The 16,589-nt window shown below is 68.6% G+C and carries 14 protein-coding genes; 2 read left to right on the forward strand and 12 right to left on the reverse strand.

Going from position 1 to position 16,589, the window contains the following annotated elements:
- Positions 1 to 30: 30 nt before the first annotated feature.
- From NQ204_RS00325 to NQ204_RS00375, 11 genes are all read right to left on the reverse strand, one after another.
- On the reverse strand, positions 31 to 1,725 hold the full coding sequence (locus NQ204_RS00325; protein WP_116863725.1) for a BatD family protein: 1,695 nt from the start codon (positions 1,723 to 1,725) through the stop codon (positions 31 to 33).
- On the reverse strand, positions 1,722 to 3,500 hold the full coding sequence (locus tag NQ204_RS00330; protein WP_243402698.1) for a VWA domain-containing protein: 1,779 nt from the start codon (positions 3,498 to 3,500) through the stop codon (positions 1,722 to 1,724). The genes NQ204_RS00325 and NQ204_RS00330 overlap by 4 nt, the downstream gene beginning before the upstream one ends.
- The gene (locus NQ204_RS00335; RefSeq protein WP_116863727.1) at positions 3,497 to 4,501 is read right to left on the reverse strand and encodes a vWA domain-containing protein; all 1,005 of its coding nucleotides are present in this window, start codon (positions 4,499 to 4,501) and stop codon (positions 3,497 to 3,499) included. The genes NQ204_RS00330 and NQ204_RS00335 overlap by 4 nt, the downstream gene beginning before the upstream one ends.
- Positions 4,498 to 4,947, reverse strand: a complete 450-nt coding sequence (locus NQ204_RS00340) for a DUF4381 family protein (RefSeq protein ID WP_116863728.1) — start codon at positions 4,945 to 4,947, stop codon at positions 4,498 to 4,500. The genes NQ204_RS00335 and NQ204_RS00340 overlap by 4 nt, the downstream gene beginning before the upstream one ends.
- Positions 4,944 to 5,873 carry a DUF58 domain-containing protein gene (locus NQ204_RS00345; RefSeq protein WP_116863729.1) on the reverse strand — a complete coding sequence of 310 codons (930 nt, stop codon included), beginning with the start codon at positions 5,871 to 5,873 and terminating at the stop codon, positions 4,944 to 4,946. The genes NQ204_RS00340 and NQ204_RS00345 overlap by 4 nt, the downstream gene beginning before the upstream one ends.
- A gap of 8 nt (positions 5,874 to 5,881) precedes the next feature.
- Positions 5,882 to 6,907 (reverse strand): AAA family ATPase, encoded by a 1,026-nt coding sequence (locus NQ204_RS00350; protein WP_108769844.1) that lies wholly within the window; start codon positions 6,905 to 6,907, stop codon positions 5,882 to 5,884.
- Between the two features lie 166 nt (positions 6,908 to 7,073).
- Positions 7,074 to 9,044 (reverse strand): type IV pilus secretin PilQ, encoded by a 1,971-nt coding sequence (locus tag NQ204_RS00355; protein ID WP_116863730.1) that lies wholly within the window; start codon positions 9,042 to 9,044, stop codon positions 7,074 to 7,076.
- A gap of 21 nt (positions 9,045 to 9,065) precedes the next feature.
- Positions 9,066 to 9,572, reverse strand: a complete 507-nt coding sequence (locus tag NQ204_RS00360) for a pilus assembly protein PilP (protein WP_108770744.1) — start codon at positions 9,570 to 9,572, stop codon at positions 9,066 to 9,068.
- Between the two features lie 26 nt (positions 9,573 to 9,598).
- Positions 9,599 to 10,252: a type IV pilus inner membrane component PilO gene (locus tag NQ204_RS00365; RefSeq protein WP_116863731.1), complete on the reverse strand. Its 654-nt coding sequence runs from the start codon at positions 10,250 to 10,252 to the stop codon at positions 9,599 to 9,601.
- A complete protein-coding gene (locus NQ204_RS00370; protein WP_256642762.1) occupies positions 10,249 to 11,145 on the reverse strand; it encodes a PilN domain-containing protein in 897 nt (298 codons plus the stop codon). The genes NQ204_RS00365 and NQ204_RS00370 overlap by 4 nt, the downstream gene beginning before the upstream one ends.
- The gene (locus NQ204_RS00375; RefSeq protein ID WP_079223036.1) at positions 11,145 to 12,203 is read right to left on the reverse strand and encodes a pilus assembly protein PilM; all 1,059 of its coding nucleotides are present in this window, start codon (positions 12,201 to 12,203) and stop codon (positions 11,145 to 11,147) included. Before NQ204_RS00375 ends, NQ204_RS00370 begins: the two co-directional genes overlap by 1 nt.
- A gap of 219 nt (positions 12,204 to 12,422) precedes the next feature.
- On the opposite strand from NQ204_RS00375, the gene NQ204_RS00380 reads away from it, so the two are divergent.
- Complete coding sequence (locus tag NQ204_RS00380) at positions 12,423 to 14,840, forward strand: penicillin-binding protein 1A (protein WP_116864785.1); 2,418 nt, start codon at positions 12,423 to 12,425, stop codon at positions 14,838 to 14,840.
- Between the two features lie 176 nt (positions 14,841 to 15,016).
- Positions 15,017 to 15,667 carry a hypothetical protein gene (locus NQ204_RS00385; protein WP_116864786.1) on the forward strand — a complete coding sequence of 217 codons (651 nt, stop codon included), beginning with the start codon at positions 15,017 to 15,019 and terminating at the stop codon, positions 15,665 to 15,667.
- 116 nt (positions 15,668 to 15,783) lie between these two features.
- On the opposite strand, the gene NQ204_RS00390 is transcribed toward NQ204_RS00385, so the two are convergent.
- Positions 15,784 to 16,521, reverse strand: a complete 738-nt coding sequence (locus NQ204_RS00390) for a hypothetical protein (RefSeq protein WP_256642763.1) — start codon at positions 16,519 to 16,521, stop codon at positions 15,784 to 15,786.
- Positions 16,522 to 16,589: the final 68 nt, after the last annotated feature.

Genomic DNA, 16,589 nt, shown 5'->3' on the forward strand with positions numbered 1-16,589 from the left:
ACTCTAACAAAGCGCGCAAGCTCCGCCGGTTCAGGGTCGCTGCGTGGGGTACAGCGGCGCCAGCCCAGTGTCGACGGCTTTCTGCGGCGCCGACCAGTGCGGTCCGTCACGGAAGCATTCGCGCAGGCGCGCACGCAGCACCGACGCTTCACCCTGCCCGCCCCAGCGCGCGGCCTGCAGGTCCAGCAGCACCTGGCGCTGGGCCGGATCGGCCAGACGCTCGATCACCTGCTCCAGGCGTTCAACCCCGGCCATCGCACACAGCTGCGCCTGCACCTGGTCGAATCCCTCGCCGTCGAGTGCGCGGCGCAGCTCGGCCACGCTGCCACGCGATGCGCCGCTGCGGCTGGTACCTGTGGTGATCGGTGCGCCGGCAGACGGTGCGCGACGGCCACGGCGCCAGCCCCAGGCCAGGGTCAGCAGCCACAGCACGGCCAGACCAATGGCAGCCGAGATCCAGGGCCACGGGCGCGCAACGGCCGTGCCCAACGGCACCGCGGTCGGTGCGGCCGGCCGCGCGTCGTCGCCGGGCAGCGCGGCCTGTGTATCGAGGGGCTGGGGCGCCGGGGTACCACTGCGTCCGGCGGCCACCGTCAGGGTCAGATCCGGCAGCGTGGCCTGCTCGGCAGTGCCGCTGTCCACGTTCCACCAGGTCACCTTCGGCCCCGGCACCACCAGCGTGCCGGCCTGGCGCGGCACGATCGAATAGCGCCGGGTGATCTTCAAGCGCGGCGTGCTGCCGCTGAAGGTCTCATCGTACTGGGCCGGTTCGGCAAAGACCTGCCCGGCATCGCCCACGTCGGGCACCGGCAGATCGGTGAACTGGGCGCGGGTCGCACCGTTTGCCACGGCTTCGACCACCACGGTGGCCGCTTCGCCGGCCCGCGCACTGTCCGGCGCCGTGGTGTAGCGCAGCTGCAGGCCGTGCAGCGGCATCCAGGGCTGCGGTGCCTGCGCCGGTTGCGCGCGCACCTGCAGGGTGCGCTCGGGGGCGACGGCGTTCATGCGCCCGTCGCCGCCCGCACCGAAGAAATCATCGAAGAAGCCACCGGCCGTGCGCCCGTTGAAGCGTGCGCCGGGCAGGCGCAGCGGCCCGCTGCGTTCGGGAATCAGCAGGAAGCGGCGCTCCACCACGTTGTAGCGGCGGCCGTTGACCTGGCGCACGTCGGTGCGGTCCTCGCCCACCCGCTGCAGCGAGGCACCTTCCGGCGTATCCAGCACCAGCTCGCCAGAGGCCAGCTGCGAGGCGAAGTACAGGCGCACCACCACGCCCACGCTCTGCTGCACGTAAGGCTGCGCGTCGTCCACTTCAGTCTCGACGAAAGCGGCGGCATTGCTCTGTGCGGTGGCCACCGTGCCGGTGCCCACCTGCAGCTGCAGCGGTTCGGTGCGCTGGCTGCCGACCTGCAGCGAGGGCACCAGCAGGGTGCCGCTGCGGCGCGGGGTCAGCGTCACCGAGTACACGTTGCGCTGCTGCATGCTGCCGTTGCTCCACTGCACCTGGCGGCTGCTGCCCTGCGCGCCGAGCGCGAAGTCCGCATTCAACGGCGCAAAGTCCGGACTGCCCTGGTCGGTTTCCACCTGCAGGGTGACCGGCTCACCGAGGGTGGTGCTGGCCGGGTCGAGCCACGCGCGCGTCTGCGCCAGTGCGGCCGACGGCAGCCACACCAGCAGCATCGCCAGCAGCACCGTCACCTGGAATGTCCTGCGCGGCACGCCGATCATCGCCCTTCCCTCTTTCTGCGTTCGTTTTCCAGCTGGAACTTGGTCCGCAGCAGCGAGCCCGGGTCATCGGGCACGCGACGCATCCACGCCTCCACTGCCTGCTGTTCCTCGCGCTGCTGCGGCGTGCGGCCGTCGCCGCGCGTGGCCGGCTTGCCCTTCTCGCCGGGCCTGGACTGCTGCATGGCCTGCTGCATGCGCTGGCGCTGCTCGGCGTCGGCCTGCGCCTGTGCCTGCGCATCGGCGGCCTGCGGACCGGCATTCTGGCCGTCTTTGTTTTCGCCGGGCTTGCCCTGCAGCGGCGGCTGTTGATCCTGCTGCCCCTGCTGGCCCTGTTGACCTGGCTGCTGCCCCTGCTTCGGCTGCTGCGGCGGCTGGCCCTGGCCCTTGTCCTGGTTGGAGCGGTTGTTCTGGTCCTTGTTCGACGGCGGCTTGCGCTTGCGCGCGGCATCGACCACCGCGCGGTTGGCCACTGCATCGGCCATGCCCGGATGCTTGGCCAGCGCGCAGTCGTAGGCGGCGATGGCACCGTCGTAGTCGCCCTGCCGCGCCAGCGCGTTGCCGAGGTTGTACAGGCCGGCATCACTGTCGATGCCCTCGAAGCGTGCGCGCGCGGTATCGAAATCACCGTTGCGGTAGGCCTGCACGCCTTCGGCGATGCGTTCGTGCTCGCGCTGGTCGGCGCGCTGCCAGAGCGTGCCGGTTTCTTTCGTCGGCGCACTGCGTGGCTGTGCGTGCAGGTTGCCGGCCAGCGGCAGCAAGCCCACCGCCAGCACCGCGGCCAGCACCGCGCGGCGCCGGAACGCCAGCAGGGCCAGCAGCATCAGCGGCGGCAGCAGCCAGTAGCCTTCATCCTGCCACTGACTGCCCTGCCCCCGGCCCTGCCGTGCGGTGCCATCGCTGGCATCCAGCACATCCAGTGCACGCAGGTCGCGGTCATCGGCGGCGATGCGCGCGTACTGGCCGCCACCGGCGGTGGCCACCGTGCGCAGGCTGCCTTCATCCAGCGCCGCCTGGGCGATCTGCCCGCTGCCATCGCGGTAAGCGGCACCGGTAGGCGTGCCGAGGCCCAGCACCGACACCTGCAGGCCGAGACTACGCGCCTGCGTCGCGGCGAGCGCGGCAGCGGCATCGGCCTGGTCGCTGATCAGCAGGATGCGCCCACGCAGCGTGCCGGTCTGGCGCAGCAGCTGGGTCGCCCAGTCGATGGCGCGGTCGGCATGCTGCCCTTCGCGCGGCATCACCTCCGGCGACAGCGCATCCAGATACAGCGCCACGTTGGCAGTGTCATCGGTCAACGGAGCCACCGTGTAGGCATCATCGGCATACACCACGAGACCGACCTGGCCGCCCTGCCGCGCACGCAGCAGTGCACCGATCTTGGCCCGTGCCTGCAGCAACCGCGATGGCGGCAGGTCGGTGGCGGTGATGCGGCTGGACAGATCCAGCACCACCACCAGCGGCGTGCCGGCCTGGTACATCGGCTGCGCCTGCTGGCGCCAGCTCGGGCCGGCCAGGGCCAGCACGGCCAGCGTCCAGCCCAGCAGGATGGCCCAGGGCAGACGCGCACGGCGGCGCCCACCTGCGGCTAGCAGGTGCGACAGCAGATGCGCGTCGACCGCCTGCCGCCACGCATCACTGCGACGTTGCCGGTACAACGTGGCGGCGATGATCAGCGGCAGCGCGAGCAGCGCCCACAGCCACTCGGGCCGCAGGAAATGCAGTGCGCTCCAATCGGGAAGCGCGGCCTGGAATGTCTGCAGGAACGTGGCGATCATCGGCGGCGCTCCGGCCACAGCCATGCCAATGCACCCAGCAACAGCGCCAGGCCCAGCGGCCAGGCATAACGTTCATTGCGCGGACGCAGGCTCGGGCCCTTCGCCGCGATCGGCTCCAACCGGTCCAGCTCGGCGTAGATGCCGGCCAGCTCGTCGGTATCGCGGGCGCGGAAGAAACGGCCGCCGGTCATTTCGGCGATCTTTCGCAGGGTGGCTTCATCCACCGGGTCGCGGTCACTGGCGATGGGGATGCCGAACAGACGCATGCTGCCATCGCTGCCAAAGGCGACCGTATGCACGCGTACACCTTCGGCACGCGCCAGTTCGGCCGCGCGCAGCGGCTCCAGCACTCCGGCATTGCTGACGCCGTCGGTCAGCAGGATCAGCACGCGCTGCCCCTCCGGCTGGCTGCGCAGGCGCTTGACCGCCAGCGCGATCGCATCGCCGATGGCGGTCTCGCGGCCGGCCAGGCCGACCACGCTGTCGCGCAGCTGGTCGCGCACGCTGGCCAGGTCGGCGGTGATCGGGGTGAGCGTGTAGGCACGATCGCCGAACACCAGCAGGCCGACGCGGTCACCGGCGCGGCGGTCGAGGAAGTCGGCCAGCACCGCCTTGGCCGCGGTCAATCGCTCCACCGCCTGTGAACCGAGCACCATGTCCGGCTCGCTCATGCTGCCGGACACGTCCATCGCCAGCATCATCTGCCGGCCTTCCTGCGGCGGCGTGATCGCATCGCCCAGCTGCTGCGGCCGCGCCATCGCCACGCACAGTGCGGCCCAGGCCAACCACAGGATGATCGTGCGCAGCCAGGATGCATCGACGCGTCCGCCGCCGGCCAGCGCCAGCAGCTCGGCGGCGGCATACGGCACGCGCAGGGCGGCGCCGGGTTCGGCCCGGCGTTTCCACAGATGCATCAGCAGCGGCACGGGCAGCGCCAGCAGTGCCAGCGGCCAGGCCAGCTGCAGGTCCGGCCAGGGCCAGTAACTTGCCAGCAGGCTCATCGGCGACGCTCCTGCAGCAGCTGCAGGTAACGTTCGCGTGCCCAGCGGCGGACCTCGACCACCTCATCCGCCGGCACCTGCGGCCGGTAGGCACCTTCGGCCAGCAGGCGTCGCTGCGGCTCGCCCAGCTCGTCCTTCGGGTCGATCCGCTGCCACCAGGCCTGGTCATGCAGCGCTTCGCTGCCCGGCTGGGCCAGGCGCGCGGCGCGACGCAGCAGGCCGGCGATGGTGGCCAGTTCGGCCGCTGCGGTGGGCGCCGCCTGCAGTTCCTGGTCGAACTGCTGCAGCCAGCGCTGGCGTCGACGGCGACGACGCTCGCGGATGAAGAGCACGATGCCCAGCACCAGCAGCACGGCGCCGGCCAACATCAGCCAGCCCGGCGCCGGCGGCCACCACGAAGGCGACGGCGGCAGCGCGACATCGCGCAACGGCAGGGCCGCGCTCACGCCGGCACCTCGGTCGGTGCAGGTGCCAGCCAGGCGTCGCTGGGCGCGTCGGTGGAGAGGATCTGTACATCCACGCGGCGTGCAGCCAGCTGCTGGCGCATGGCCTGCAGCGGCTCAACGAAGTGCGCGCGCCAGTGGTCCTGCACTTCGCTGCGGCGCAGATCCAGGCCGATGCGCTGCTGCGCGGCCAGGAACTGCAGCGGCGCCGAGGGCGGCTGCAGTTCCAGCGGGTCGACCAGCAGCAGCAGGCTCAGGTCGTGGTGCTGGGCCAGCGCACTCCAGCGTGCCGGTGCGATGCGCACGGCCTGCTGGGGATCGGCCAGTACCAGCATGCGTGCGCCGGGGCGCAGCACACGGCCGGCGTGGTCCAGCGCGCGCTCCAGGCCGAGGTCATCGGCAGGCGGTTGCGCGTACCAGCGGGTCAGTGCGTCGAGCACGCGCAGCACGCCACGCGGGCCGCCGGCCGGAGCGATCGGCGGCTCACGGTCACTGCCACGCAGCGCGCCGATGCGGTCGCCACGACGTTGTGCGGACCACGCAGCCACAGCCCCGGCGCGCGCGGCCTGCACCGATTTGAAGCGCACGCGCGTACCAAAGTACAGCGCCGGCGAGGTGTCGGCGACGATCAGGCTGACCCGTTCGCGCTCGGCCTGGAACAGCTTGGTATGAGCGCGACCGGTGCGCGCGGTCACCCGCCAGTCGATGTGCCGCGCGTCATCGCCGGGTACGTATTCGCGCGACTCGGCATATTCCATGCCGCGTCCGCGCAGCGGTGACGGTGCCTGGCCGGCATTGCCCACGCGGCCACGGCGCGGCGGCGGCGGTCGCTGCGCCAACCGGCGCAGGGCCACCAGCTCGGCCAGCTGCGGGCGCAGGCCATCGCCTTCGGCCACGCTGGCGCTGTGCGGCGGGGATGAATCGGACATGTGCAGGCTCAGGGCGCCGGCACGCGGGCCAGCAGTTCCTGCACCAGGCGCTCGCCATCCCAGCCTTCGGCCGTCGCTTCATAGCTGGGCAGCACGCGGTGGCGCAGCACGTCGGCGGCCACGGCACGCACGTCATCCGGGGTAACGAAGTCACGACCGGCCAGCCACGCACGTGCACGCGCGCAGCGCTCCAGCGCGATCGAGCCGCGCGGGCTCGCGCCCCAGGCGATACGGCGGCCGAGGCCGGCGTCGTAGCGCGACGGATCGCGCGAGGCCAGCACCAGTTCGATCAGGTAACGCTCCAGCGCCGGCGCCATGTGCAGGTCCAGCACTTCGCGGCGGGCGTCGAACACCACCTGCATCGGCAGTTTTTCCGGTGCCGGCGCGGCGTTGTCCAGCGCACCGCGCGCGCGGTCGCGGGCCAAGCGCAGGATCTCCGCTTCGGCGGCCTGGTCGGGGTAGCCGATGCGCACATGCATCAGGAAACGGTCCAGCTGCGCTTCCGGTAGCGGGAAGGTGCCTTCCTGCTCGATCGGGTTCTGCGTGGCCATTACCAGGAACAGCGACGGCAGCGCATAGGTATGGCGACCGACGGTGACCTGGCGCTCGCCCATCGCTTCCAGCAGCGCAGACTGCACCTTGGCCGGGGCGCGGTTGATCTCATCGGCCAGCAGGATCGGGTGGAAGATCGGGCCGGGCACGAATTCAAAGCGACCTTCCTGCGGGCGCCAGATCTCGGTACCGGTCAGGTCGGCCGGCAGCAGGTCCGGGGTGAACTGGACGCGGGCGAAATCGGCTTCCAGTCGTGAGGCCAGCGCGCGGATGGCGGTGGTCTTGGCCAGGCCGGGGGCGCCTTCGACCAGCAGGTGGCCGTCAGCCAGCAGGGCGATCAGCAGGCGCTCGACCAGCGCGGCCTGGCCGACGATCTCGGCCGACAGGGCATCACGCAGGCCGGTAAAGGCGGCATGCAGCTGCGAAGTGGTCGGCGCGGGCGGCGGCGTGGCGGATTCGGGCATCGGCGGTGGCAGGTTCATGGGGGCCTTTGACCGGCGCGGAACGGCACGGGTTCCCCACATCATCGCAGGCCGGTCCGCGGATTGGATCAAGGACGGATGAATGGCCATCGCCGCATGGCGTGGATCCACCACGAAAAAGGGCCGCACATGGCGACCCCGTCTCGTACAGCGTGTGCGGGCTGGCTCAGCTCTTCTTGGCCACGCGCAGCACCTTCGGGGTCACGAACACCAGCAGTTCGGCCTTGTCCTTGTTGCGGCCACGCTTCTTGAACAGATTGCCCAGGAACGGCACATCGCCCAGGAACGGCACCTTGCTGACGCTGCTGCGGTCGGTGAACTCGTACACGCCACCGATCACCACGGTCTGGCCGTCCTCCACCAGCACGGCGGTGTTGACCTCGCGGCGGTTGATTTCCGGGATTTCACCGTAGCCGGCCAGGGTGATGTAGCGCTGCACTTCGTCCTTCTTGACCGCCATGTTCAGGAACACGCGGTTGTCGTCGGTGATGGTCGGGGTGACCTTCAGCTCCAGCACCACTTCCTTGAACTGCACGTTCGGGGTCTGCGCACCGCCGGCCGCACCGCCGCCGCTGATGGTCACGTAGCCGATTTCCTTACCCTGCTTGATCAGGGCCTCGCGCTGGTTGGTGGTCACCACGCGCGGGTTGGAGATCACTTCACCACGCGACTCTTCCTGCATGGCCGACAGTTCGACGTCCAGCAGGTAACCCGCGTTGAGGATGGACAGTGCCAGCGAACCGGGGTTGCTGGTGGAGGCCACCGGCAGGTTCCAGTTCAGGCCGTTGCCAATCTTCGACGCAACCGGGATGGGCGCCGGGCCGACGCTGCCGCCGGCGATCCAGTCGCGCACCGCGTTGGCGTTGGTGGCGGCGGTGGTCACCTGCGAATCGAGGGTGCTGTGGTTCTGATCCACGTTGCCACCAAAGTACACATTGTCGCGGCTGCCGCTGATGCCGAACTTGGCACCCAGTTCGCGGGCAAAGGTATCGGTGGCGATGACGATGCGGCTCTCGATCAGCACCTGGTCGACCGGGCGGTCGATCACGTTGATCAGCTCACGCATGCGCGCGATCTTCTTCGGGATGTCGCTGATCATCAGGGTGTTGGTGCGCTCGTCGGCGACGATGCGGCCGCGCGAGGACAGGAAGCCACTCTCTTCCTGGCTGGAGCTGGAGCCGCCACCGCTGCCACCACCGCCACCACCGATGCCCTTGGCCTCGGTCAGCGCTTTGAAGATCTGCGTGGCGCTGTGGTAGTTGATCTGCACGTAATCGGTCACCAGATCCTCGCGGTTCTCGATGGCGATGCGTGCGTCTTCCTTTTCCTGCTCGAACTTGGCCAGTTCAGCCTGCGGCGCGACCCAGATCACGCTGCCGTCGCGACGCTTGTCCATGCCCTTGGCGCGCAGCACGATGTCCAGCGCCTGGTCCCACGGCACGTTGACCAGGCGCAGGGTCACATTGCCCTGCACCGAATCGGACGCCACGACATTCAGGTTCGACTCTTCCGCAATCAACTGCAGCACGGTGCGCACCGGCACGTCCTGGAAGTTGAAGGTGACCGGCTTGCCGCTGTAGCCACGCTCCGGCACGCCCTTGGCAGCCTGGGTGACGCTGCCTGCGGTGACGGCACCGACGGCGGCCGGTGCCTTGCGGGCACTGATCTCGACCACGTACTCGTTGCCGCTCTGGTAGGCCAGCGATTCGACTGCGCCGCCGGTGCTCAGCACCAGCTGGGTGCCCGCGCCCGACGGCTTGGCGTCGATGCGCTGCACCGGCGTGGCGAAGTCGGTGACGTTCAGCGGCTTCTGCAGGTTGGCCGGCAGTCGGGCATTGCCGACGTCGACCACCACGCTGTTGTCCTGCGTGCGCAGGTCAGGGATCGCGCCCTGGCCGTCGAACTGGACGATCAGGCGGCCACTGCCGTCATCGCCGCGCTTGAAATCGATCCGCTGCACCGACAGCGAGGCCGGCGCGGAGGCCTGCGTCGCTACGGCGGTGCCTGCCGGCTTTTCGGCCGGTGCGGCAGCCAGCGCCGGGGCGCAGGCCAGCATCAGCGCGACTCCCAGCGCGCTGATGCGGTTCAAGGTAGAGCGCCGGATGGGTCGCAGCCCCTTGGCTTGGTGAAAAGTCATCGTGCTATCCCCAGTAAACGATCATTGATCATCGAGCGCGAGCGTGGCCGGACGTTCCAGCCAGCCCCCCGCACCGTCCGGCACAAGTTCGATCAGCTCCACGCGGTCTTCGTAGACCGCGGTGACCCGCCCGTCGCTCTGCCCAAGGTATCCACCCGGGCGCACCCGGTAGGTCACCTTGTCGGGCCCCATCACCAGGGCGACAGTGCCGCCTCCGGTACCGATGGTACCCACCATGTCCAGCGCATCCAGCGGGAAGCCTTCAAGCGGCTCCTTGCGCCGGTTCGGATCCGGACGGGTTCCACCAGCCCCCTGCTGCGGATTGGCCCAGGCATCGGTGAACGGATCGCGCATGCCCTGCGCGGAATACTCGAAGGTCTCGAACTGCTGCATCACCGGCAGCGGCTCGAGCGGCTGCGCCGGTCGTGCGCGCTCGCTTTCAACCCATTTTTCCAGGTTGGGGGCGTCGCCCGGCGTGCTGGTGATGCCGCGGCCGCAGCCGGCCAGCAACAACACCGCCATCGCCATGCCACCCCGTGCAATGAAGGAACGGATCACGGCTGCGCCTCCTTGCCCGGTTCAACCTGTTGCTCTGCGATCTCGGACTCATCCAGGTACCGGTACGTTTTGACCGTACCGGACAGCTCCAGCGCGCCGGCGCGGATGCTGCCACCGGTCTTGTCGGCCGGCTTCAGGTTGATGTCGTGCATGGTCAGGATGACCACGCGCGGCAGCGAGGCCACGCCACTGACGAACGCGCCGAACTGGTGGTAGCTGCCCACCATCTTCAGCTTGATCGGCTTCTCGGCGTAGAACTCCTTGATCTGTTCCTGCTCCGGCTCGAACAGCTGGTTGGTCAGGCCGCTGGACAGCGCGGTCTGCGAGATGTCGATGATCAGGTCCGGCATCTCGGTCTTGCTGGGCAGCTGCCGCAGCATCTGCTGCAGGACCTGCTCCATCTGTGCCAGCTGCTGCTTGAGCGGTTCCAGGTTCACCGCGCGTGCCTGCTCGGTGCTGAACTGTTCGCGCAGCGTGGCTTCCTGGCCTTCCAGGGTTTCCAGCTCCTCGCGCTTGCCGCTGATCAGCAGCATGTACGCCACGAACATGATGACCAGGGCGATCAGCGTGCAGAACACGATCTTCGCGTTCCGCGGCCAGTTGCCGATGTCGTTGAAGTCCAGGCTCTTGAGGTCGACTTTCCTGCTCATGCGCGGTCCCCCTGCAACGGGGCGTGGAAGGCCTGCGGCGGCTGCGCCAGGCGGCTCCCCTCAGGCTTGGGCGGGGCCGCCGGCTTGGCGGCCGGCGCTGTCGGCGCGGGCTGGGCAGCCGGGGCATTCGCCGGGGCAGCAGCAGGTGCCGGAGCAGCGGCCGGGGCAGCGCCGGGCTGGGCCGAAGCCGGGCCGGCTGCCGGAGCGGCCGCATCCGGACCTGCCGCCAGCGGCGCGACGGCCGGAGCAGCAGCACCAGGCGTCGCCACCGAGCCATCGGCATTCAGGCCGGGGGTGGTGGTCTCGTCGCTCTGTGCCGGCAGCTTCACCGTCACCTTGAACAGGTACGGCAGGGCCTTGATGTCAGCCACAGGGCCACCGGCACGGATTTCCTTGTCCTTGTCCGGGGTGCTGGCCTCGATGATCGACAGTTCCGGGTTGGTCATCCAGCCGGACACTTCCAGGTTGCGCATGTACGCCGAAACGCGGGCGTTGGACTGGGTGCGGCCTTCCAGGGTGAGCATGTCGCCGTCCTGGGTCAGGGCGGTCAGCACCACGCCATCGGGAATGGTGCGGACCAGGGCATCGAACAGGTGGACCATCTGCGAACGCTTGGCCTGCAGCTGTTCGATGACGGCCTTGCGCGCCAGCAGGCGGCTCTTCTGCTCGTCGAGGCGCTTGATCTCCTCGTTCTGCTTCTTGACCTTGTCGATCTCGGTCTGCAGATACGCATTGCGCTCCTGCTGGCCGCTGACCTGCATGTCGTAGTAGAACCAGATCAGCAGGGACAGCAGCAGGCCACCGAGCGCGGCCATGCCCAGCATGACGCCGAACTCGCGCTGGCGCTGCTTGCGCCGTTCGGCGCGCCAGGGCAATAGATTGATGCGTGCCATCAGTCGAAGCTCCTCAGTGCCAGACCGGTAGCGATCATCAGCGCGGGGGCATCCTGGGCAAGCGCCTGCGCCTGCACCTTCGGGCCCAGGGTCATCTGTGCCAGCGGGTTGGCGACCACGGTCGGCACGCCCAGCTGCTCTTCGACCATCTCCGGCAGACCGGCCAGCGCGGCGCAACCGCCGGCGAGCACGATGTGGTCGACCCGGTTGAATTCGCTGCCTGCGTAGAAGAACTGCAGCAGGCGGCTGATCTGCTGGACCGTCGCTTCCTTGAAGGGCTCCAGCACTTCCACTTCGTAGCTTTCCGGCAGCCCGCCCTGGCGCTTGGCCAGACCCGCTTCCTCATAGCTCAGGCCGTAGCGGCGCATGATCTCGTCGGTCAGCTGCTTGCCACCGAACACCTGTTCGCGGCTGTACAGGCTACGGCCGCCGCGCAGGACGTTCAGCGTGGTCATGGTGGCGCCGATGTCGACCAGGGCCACCACGCCGTCGTGGGACACCGGCAGCTCGCTGGCCACCAGGGCGAAGGCGTTCTCGACCGCGAAGGCCTCCACGTCCATCACCTTGGCCTGCAGGCCACCCAGCTCCAGCGCCGACTGGCGCAGCTCGACGTTTTCCGAGCGCGAGGCGGCCAGCAGCACCTGGACCATCTCCGGGTTGTTCGGGATCGCCCCGATCACCTCGAAGTCCAGGTTCACTTCCTCGATCGGGTACGGAATGTAGTTGACCGCTTCCAGCTCGATCTGGGCTTCCATGTCGGCTTCGTCGAGGTCGGCCGGCATCGGGATCACCTTGGTGATCACCGCCGAACCGGCCACGGCGGCCGCGGCCAGCTTGGCCTTGCTGCCGGAACGGTTCATCGCCCGGCGGATGGCCTCGCCCACGGCCTCCACTTCGACGATGTTCTTTTCAACCACAGCATTCGGCGGCAACGGTTCCACGGCGTAGTGTTCCACGCGGAAACGGTTGCCGCTGCGGGAAAGCTGCAACAGCTTTACCGCAGTCGAACTGATGTCGACGCCAATGAGCGGCGACTGACTTTTTGGGATGAGCCCCACGGTTTCTCCCCTGCCGACGGGCACTTGGACACAGGATCTGCGTCCGCGCATTAATAACGTATTTTTAGCGAATGGCAACCGCCCTGCTGTGAAATCCCTCACAGGATGAACACGCAGCCCCTGGCAATTCCCCTTGCGTTCCCCGGTACCGGCCCCAGCCGCTACCTTGCGTAATCTATACTCTGCGACCACGAAATTCGCAATCGGAATCTGACACCGATGACTCGTCTCCGCCGCTGGCTGCGCTGGATCTTTGTTGTTGTCCTGGTCCTGGCGCTGGTTGGTGCTGCCGCCGTGGGCGGCCTGTACTACGCCGTATCGTCCAAGCTTCCCGACGTGCAGACCCTGCGCGACGTGGAAATGCAGGAGCCGATGTACGTCTATGCCTCCGACGGCAAGCTGATGGCCGTCTTCGGCGAGACCCGGCGCACCCCCATCACCATGAAGGACGTGCCGGAGAACCTGAAGCGGGCTTTCCTGGCCACCGAGGACGCCCGCTTCTATGAACACGGCGGCGTGGACTACAAGGGCATCGCCCGCGCGGTCTGGCTGCTGGCCACCACCAGCGACCGGCGCGTGCCGGGGGGGTCGACCATCACCCAGCAGGTTGCCCGCCAGTTCTTCCTCAGCTCCGAGTACAGCTACACGCGCAAGCTGGCCGAGATCCTGCTGGCCCGCAAGATCGAGTCCGAGCTGAGCAAGGACGAGATCTTCGAGCTGTACCTGAACAAGAGTTTCTTCGGCAACCGCGCCTACGGTGTGGCCGCTGCGGCCGAGTTCTACTACGGCAAGAAGCTGAACGAGCTGGATCTGGACGAAATGGCCTCGCTGGCCGGCATCCCCAAGTTCCCCTCCTCCGGCAACCCGATCTCCAACCCGGAACGTGCCCGCCAGCGCCGCGACAACTACGTGCTGCAGCGCATGGCCGACCTGCAGTTCGTCACCCAGGCCGAGGCCGATGCGGCCAAGGCCGTGCCGATGCACGCCACCCCGCATGAGCCGCCGGTGGAGGTGTACGCCCCGTACGTGGCCGAGCTGGTGCGCCAGGAAATGATCGCCCGCTTCGGCGGTGACGTGGTCAACAAGGGCTACCACGTCACCACGACGATCGATTCGACTCTGCAGGAATCGGCCAACCTGGCCGTACGTGACGGCCTGCTGCTGTACGACCATCGCCACGGCTGGCACGGCGTGGAAAAGCAGGTGCAGCTGGGCGCCGGTGATGACGCCGCCGCCCTGGCCGAGCACCTGCGCGGCATCGTCGCCCAGGCCGGCCTGCTGCCGGCCATCGTCGCCAGCACCGGCGCCGACGGCAGCGCCACCGTGGTCCTGGCCAACCGCAGCGAGATCGTGCTGCCGGCCGGCGCCGCCAAATGGACCAACAAGACCCCAGGCAAGCTGGTGCAGCGCGGCGACATCGTGCGTGTGCGTGCTGGCGCCAAGGAAGGCGAGTGGCTGCTGGACCAGATCCCGCGCGGCCAGTCCGCCCTGGTCTCGCTGGATGCCAACAGCGGTGCCCTGAAGGCCCTGGTCGGTGGTTTCAGCTTCTCCGGCAACAAGTTCAACCGTGCCACCCAGGCCCGCCGCCAGCCGGGTTCGAGCTTCAAGCCGTTCGTCTACGCGGCCGCCTTCGACAAGGGCTACAACCCCGCCTCGATCGTGCTCGACGCCCCGGTCGTGTTCCGCGACCGCCGCGGCAAGACCTGGGCCCCGCAGAACGACGGCGGCGGCTTCCGCGGCCCGATGCGCCTGCGCGAGGCGCTGGTGCAGTCGCGCAACCTGGTCTCGGTGCGCCTGCTTGACGGCATGGGTGTGGATTACGCGCGCAAGTACATCAGTGAGTTCGGCTTTGCCGAATCGGAACTGCCGCCGAACCTGTCGATGTCGCTGGGTACCGCCTCGCTCACCCCACTGTCGGTGGCCCGTGGCTACGCCGTGTTCGCCAATGGCGGCTCGCGCGTGGACACCTGGCTGATCGATCAGGTGACCGACCGCGACGGCACCGTGGTGTTCAAGGAGAACCCGGCCCTGGCCTGCCGCGAGTGCGCCGGCACCAGCGACCAGCCGGTGAACCAGGTGGTGGACGGCTTCAACTTCGGCGCCCCGGCGCCCAAGCCCGATGCCACCGCCGCCGCGCCGGCCACCGAGACCCCGGCCGCACCGGTCAACCCGGACGCCCGCACCGCCCCGCGCGCGATCGACGCCCGTACGGCTTATCAGCTGGTGTCGATGATGCGCGACGTGGTCCAGCGCGGTACCGGTACCGCCGCCAAGGTGCTCGGCCGCGCCGACCTGGGTGGCAAGACCGGTTCGACCAACGACCACCGCGATGCCTGGTTCTCCGGCTTCGGCGGCCCGTACGTCACCACCGTCTGGGTGGGCCGCGACGACTTCCGCTCGCTGGGCTACCGCGAATACGGTGGCAAGGCCGCCCTGCCGATCTGGATCGACTACATGCGCACCGCCCTGAAGGACGTGCCGCTGGCCGAGAACGAACCGCCGGCCGGCATGGTCCAGGCCACGCTCAACGGCGCGGTGGAGTGGGTGAAGGTGGAAGACATGGACCGCCTGACCGACTACGACCTCAACCTGCAGAACACCCCGCAGGCCGACGCCGCCGCGTTCGATATCTTCTGACGCCGGTACGGGTGGGTGCCAACCGTTGGTTGGCACTCATGCAATCCGCCGGGCATGGCCCGGCGCTACCGGGGGTTGCCAACGCCGATTGGCGCGTTGGCATCTACCCATGCGCCCCCACGCAGATGTCACATCACTGCGCTAACCTGTCTGCAGGTCGCATCAGGAGTCTTTGCATGCATCGGGCACGTCAGCATGCTGCCAGCCAGACCCGCGAGCGGCGCCACCGCCTCGCCCACGAAGCCGCCCGCCTCATGGCCGAAGGCGGCATCCGCGACTACCACCAGGCCAAGTTGAAGGCCGCCAGCCGCCTCGGCATCCACGACGATGCCTCCCTGCCCCGCAACGTCGAGATCGAAGACGCCCTGCGCGAGTACCAGCGCCTGTTCTCCGGCCCGCAGCACGGCAACGAACTGCAGCGCCGCCGCGAAGCCGCACTGCGTGCCCTGGAATTCCTCCACGGCTTTTCACCGCGGCTGGCTGGCCCGGTGCTGGATGGCACCGCAGACGCCAACAGCCCCGTCCAGCTGCACCTGCACAGCGACGACCCGGAAGCCGTGCACCGCTTCCTTGACGAACACGGCATTCCCGCCGAATCGCGCGTACGCCGGCTGCGCCTGGACCGCGAGCGCAGCCTGGACGTCCCGGTGTGGGTGTTCAGTGCGGAGGAACTGACCTTCGACCTGGCCGTGCTGCCCTACGACACCCTGCGCCAGGCACCGCTGTCGCCGGTGGATGAAAAGCCGATGCGGCGGGCATCCATCGCGCAGCTGCGGCAGCTGCTGGCGGAAGCGGAGATCAGCGCCTACATCGGCCCCACCCTGTAGAGCCGAGCCCATGCTCGCCTGCTCTGCCGCATGGCACCGCATGGGTAGCTCCGGGCCATGCCCGGCGAGCGCAGCGGCGTTAGGCCGTGTCGACCAAGGTCGACACCTACAGCGCGTCACATCGCGTAACGCGGGTCCAGCGGCTTATCCATCAACCGCGACAACCACGGCATCGGCTCGCGCTGCGGGTATTCCTCCATCATCCGCTCGTGCAGCACCTGGATGTCACTCAGCATCCAGCCGTGGAAGACCACATCCTGGAACGGGTCGGACCACGAGTTCTGCAACCGGTTCAAGTCGCCTTCCAGCGGCGGCAGCGCACCGTCGGGCAGGTCGAGCATCGGCCGCAGTGCCGCATCCAGTCTGGCCGTCCGCTCCCCCGCCCTGCGCAGCTGCGCCACACTCTCCTTTATATGCCAGCAGATGAAGGGCGCGCACACCCCCGTCGCGCGGATGTAGTCGGAGATGTCCGCCAGCATGTCTGCCTGCAGCTGCTTGGACTCCTCGCCCAGATAGAGCTCGCGCGCGCGCAACGCACGCAGCGTCGCCGCACGCACCTCGTCGGCCGTGGTGTAATCCTGCCCGGGCTTGCCGCCGCCGTGAAGTGCGACGGCCACGCGATGCATCGACTGCTCCCGGATCAACCGCACCTGCACCTTGGCCGCCTCCGGATGCACGCGCAGTACCGGCGGGTTGCTGATCCTCCAGATGATCCAGCAGGAATACACCAGCCCCAGCATCAGCAGCGCGTAGACAAGCGTCCATCCATTGATGCTGCGCACCACATAGTTGTACCGCGCACGCCATACATAGAAGCGCCGGTAGGTCATGAAACGGCTGAACCGTTTGTACATCGCCATCTCCCTTTGAAGTGCCCCGGCGCAACGGGCATCCTTCTGCGCGCCGCGCCGGGGCTGCATGG

The organism is Stenotrophomonas testudinis (assembly GCF_024499815.1).
Taxonomy (GTDB): Bacteria; Pseudomonadota; Gammaproteobacteria; order Xanthomonadales; family Xanthomonadaceae; genus Stenotrophomonas.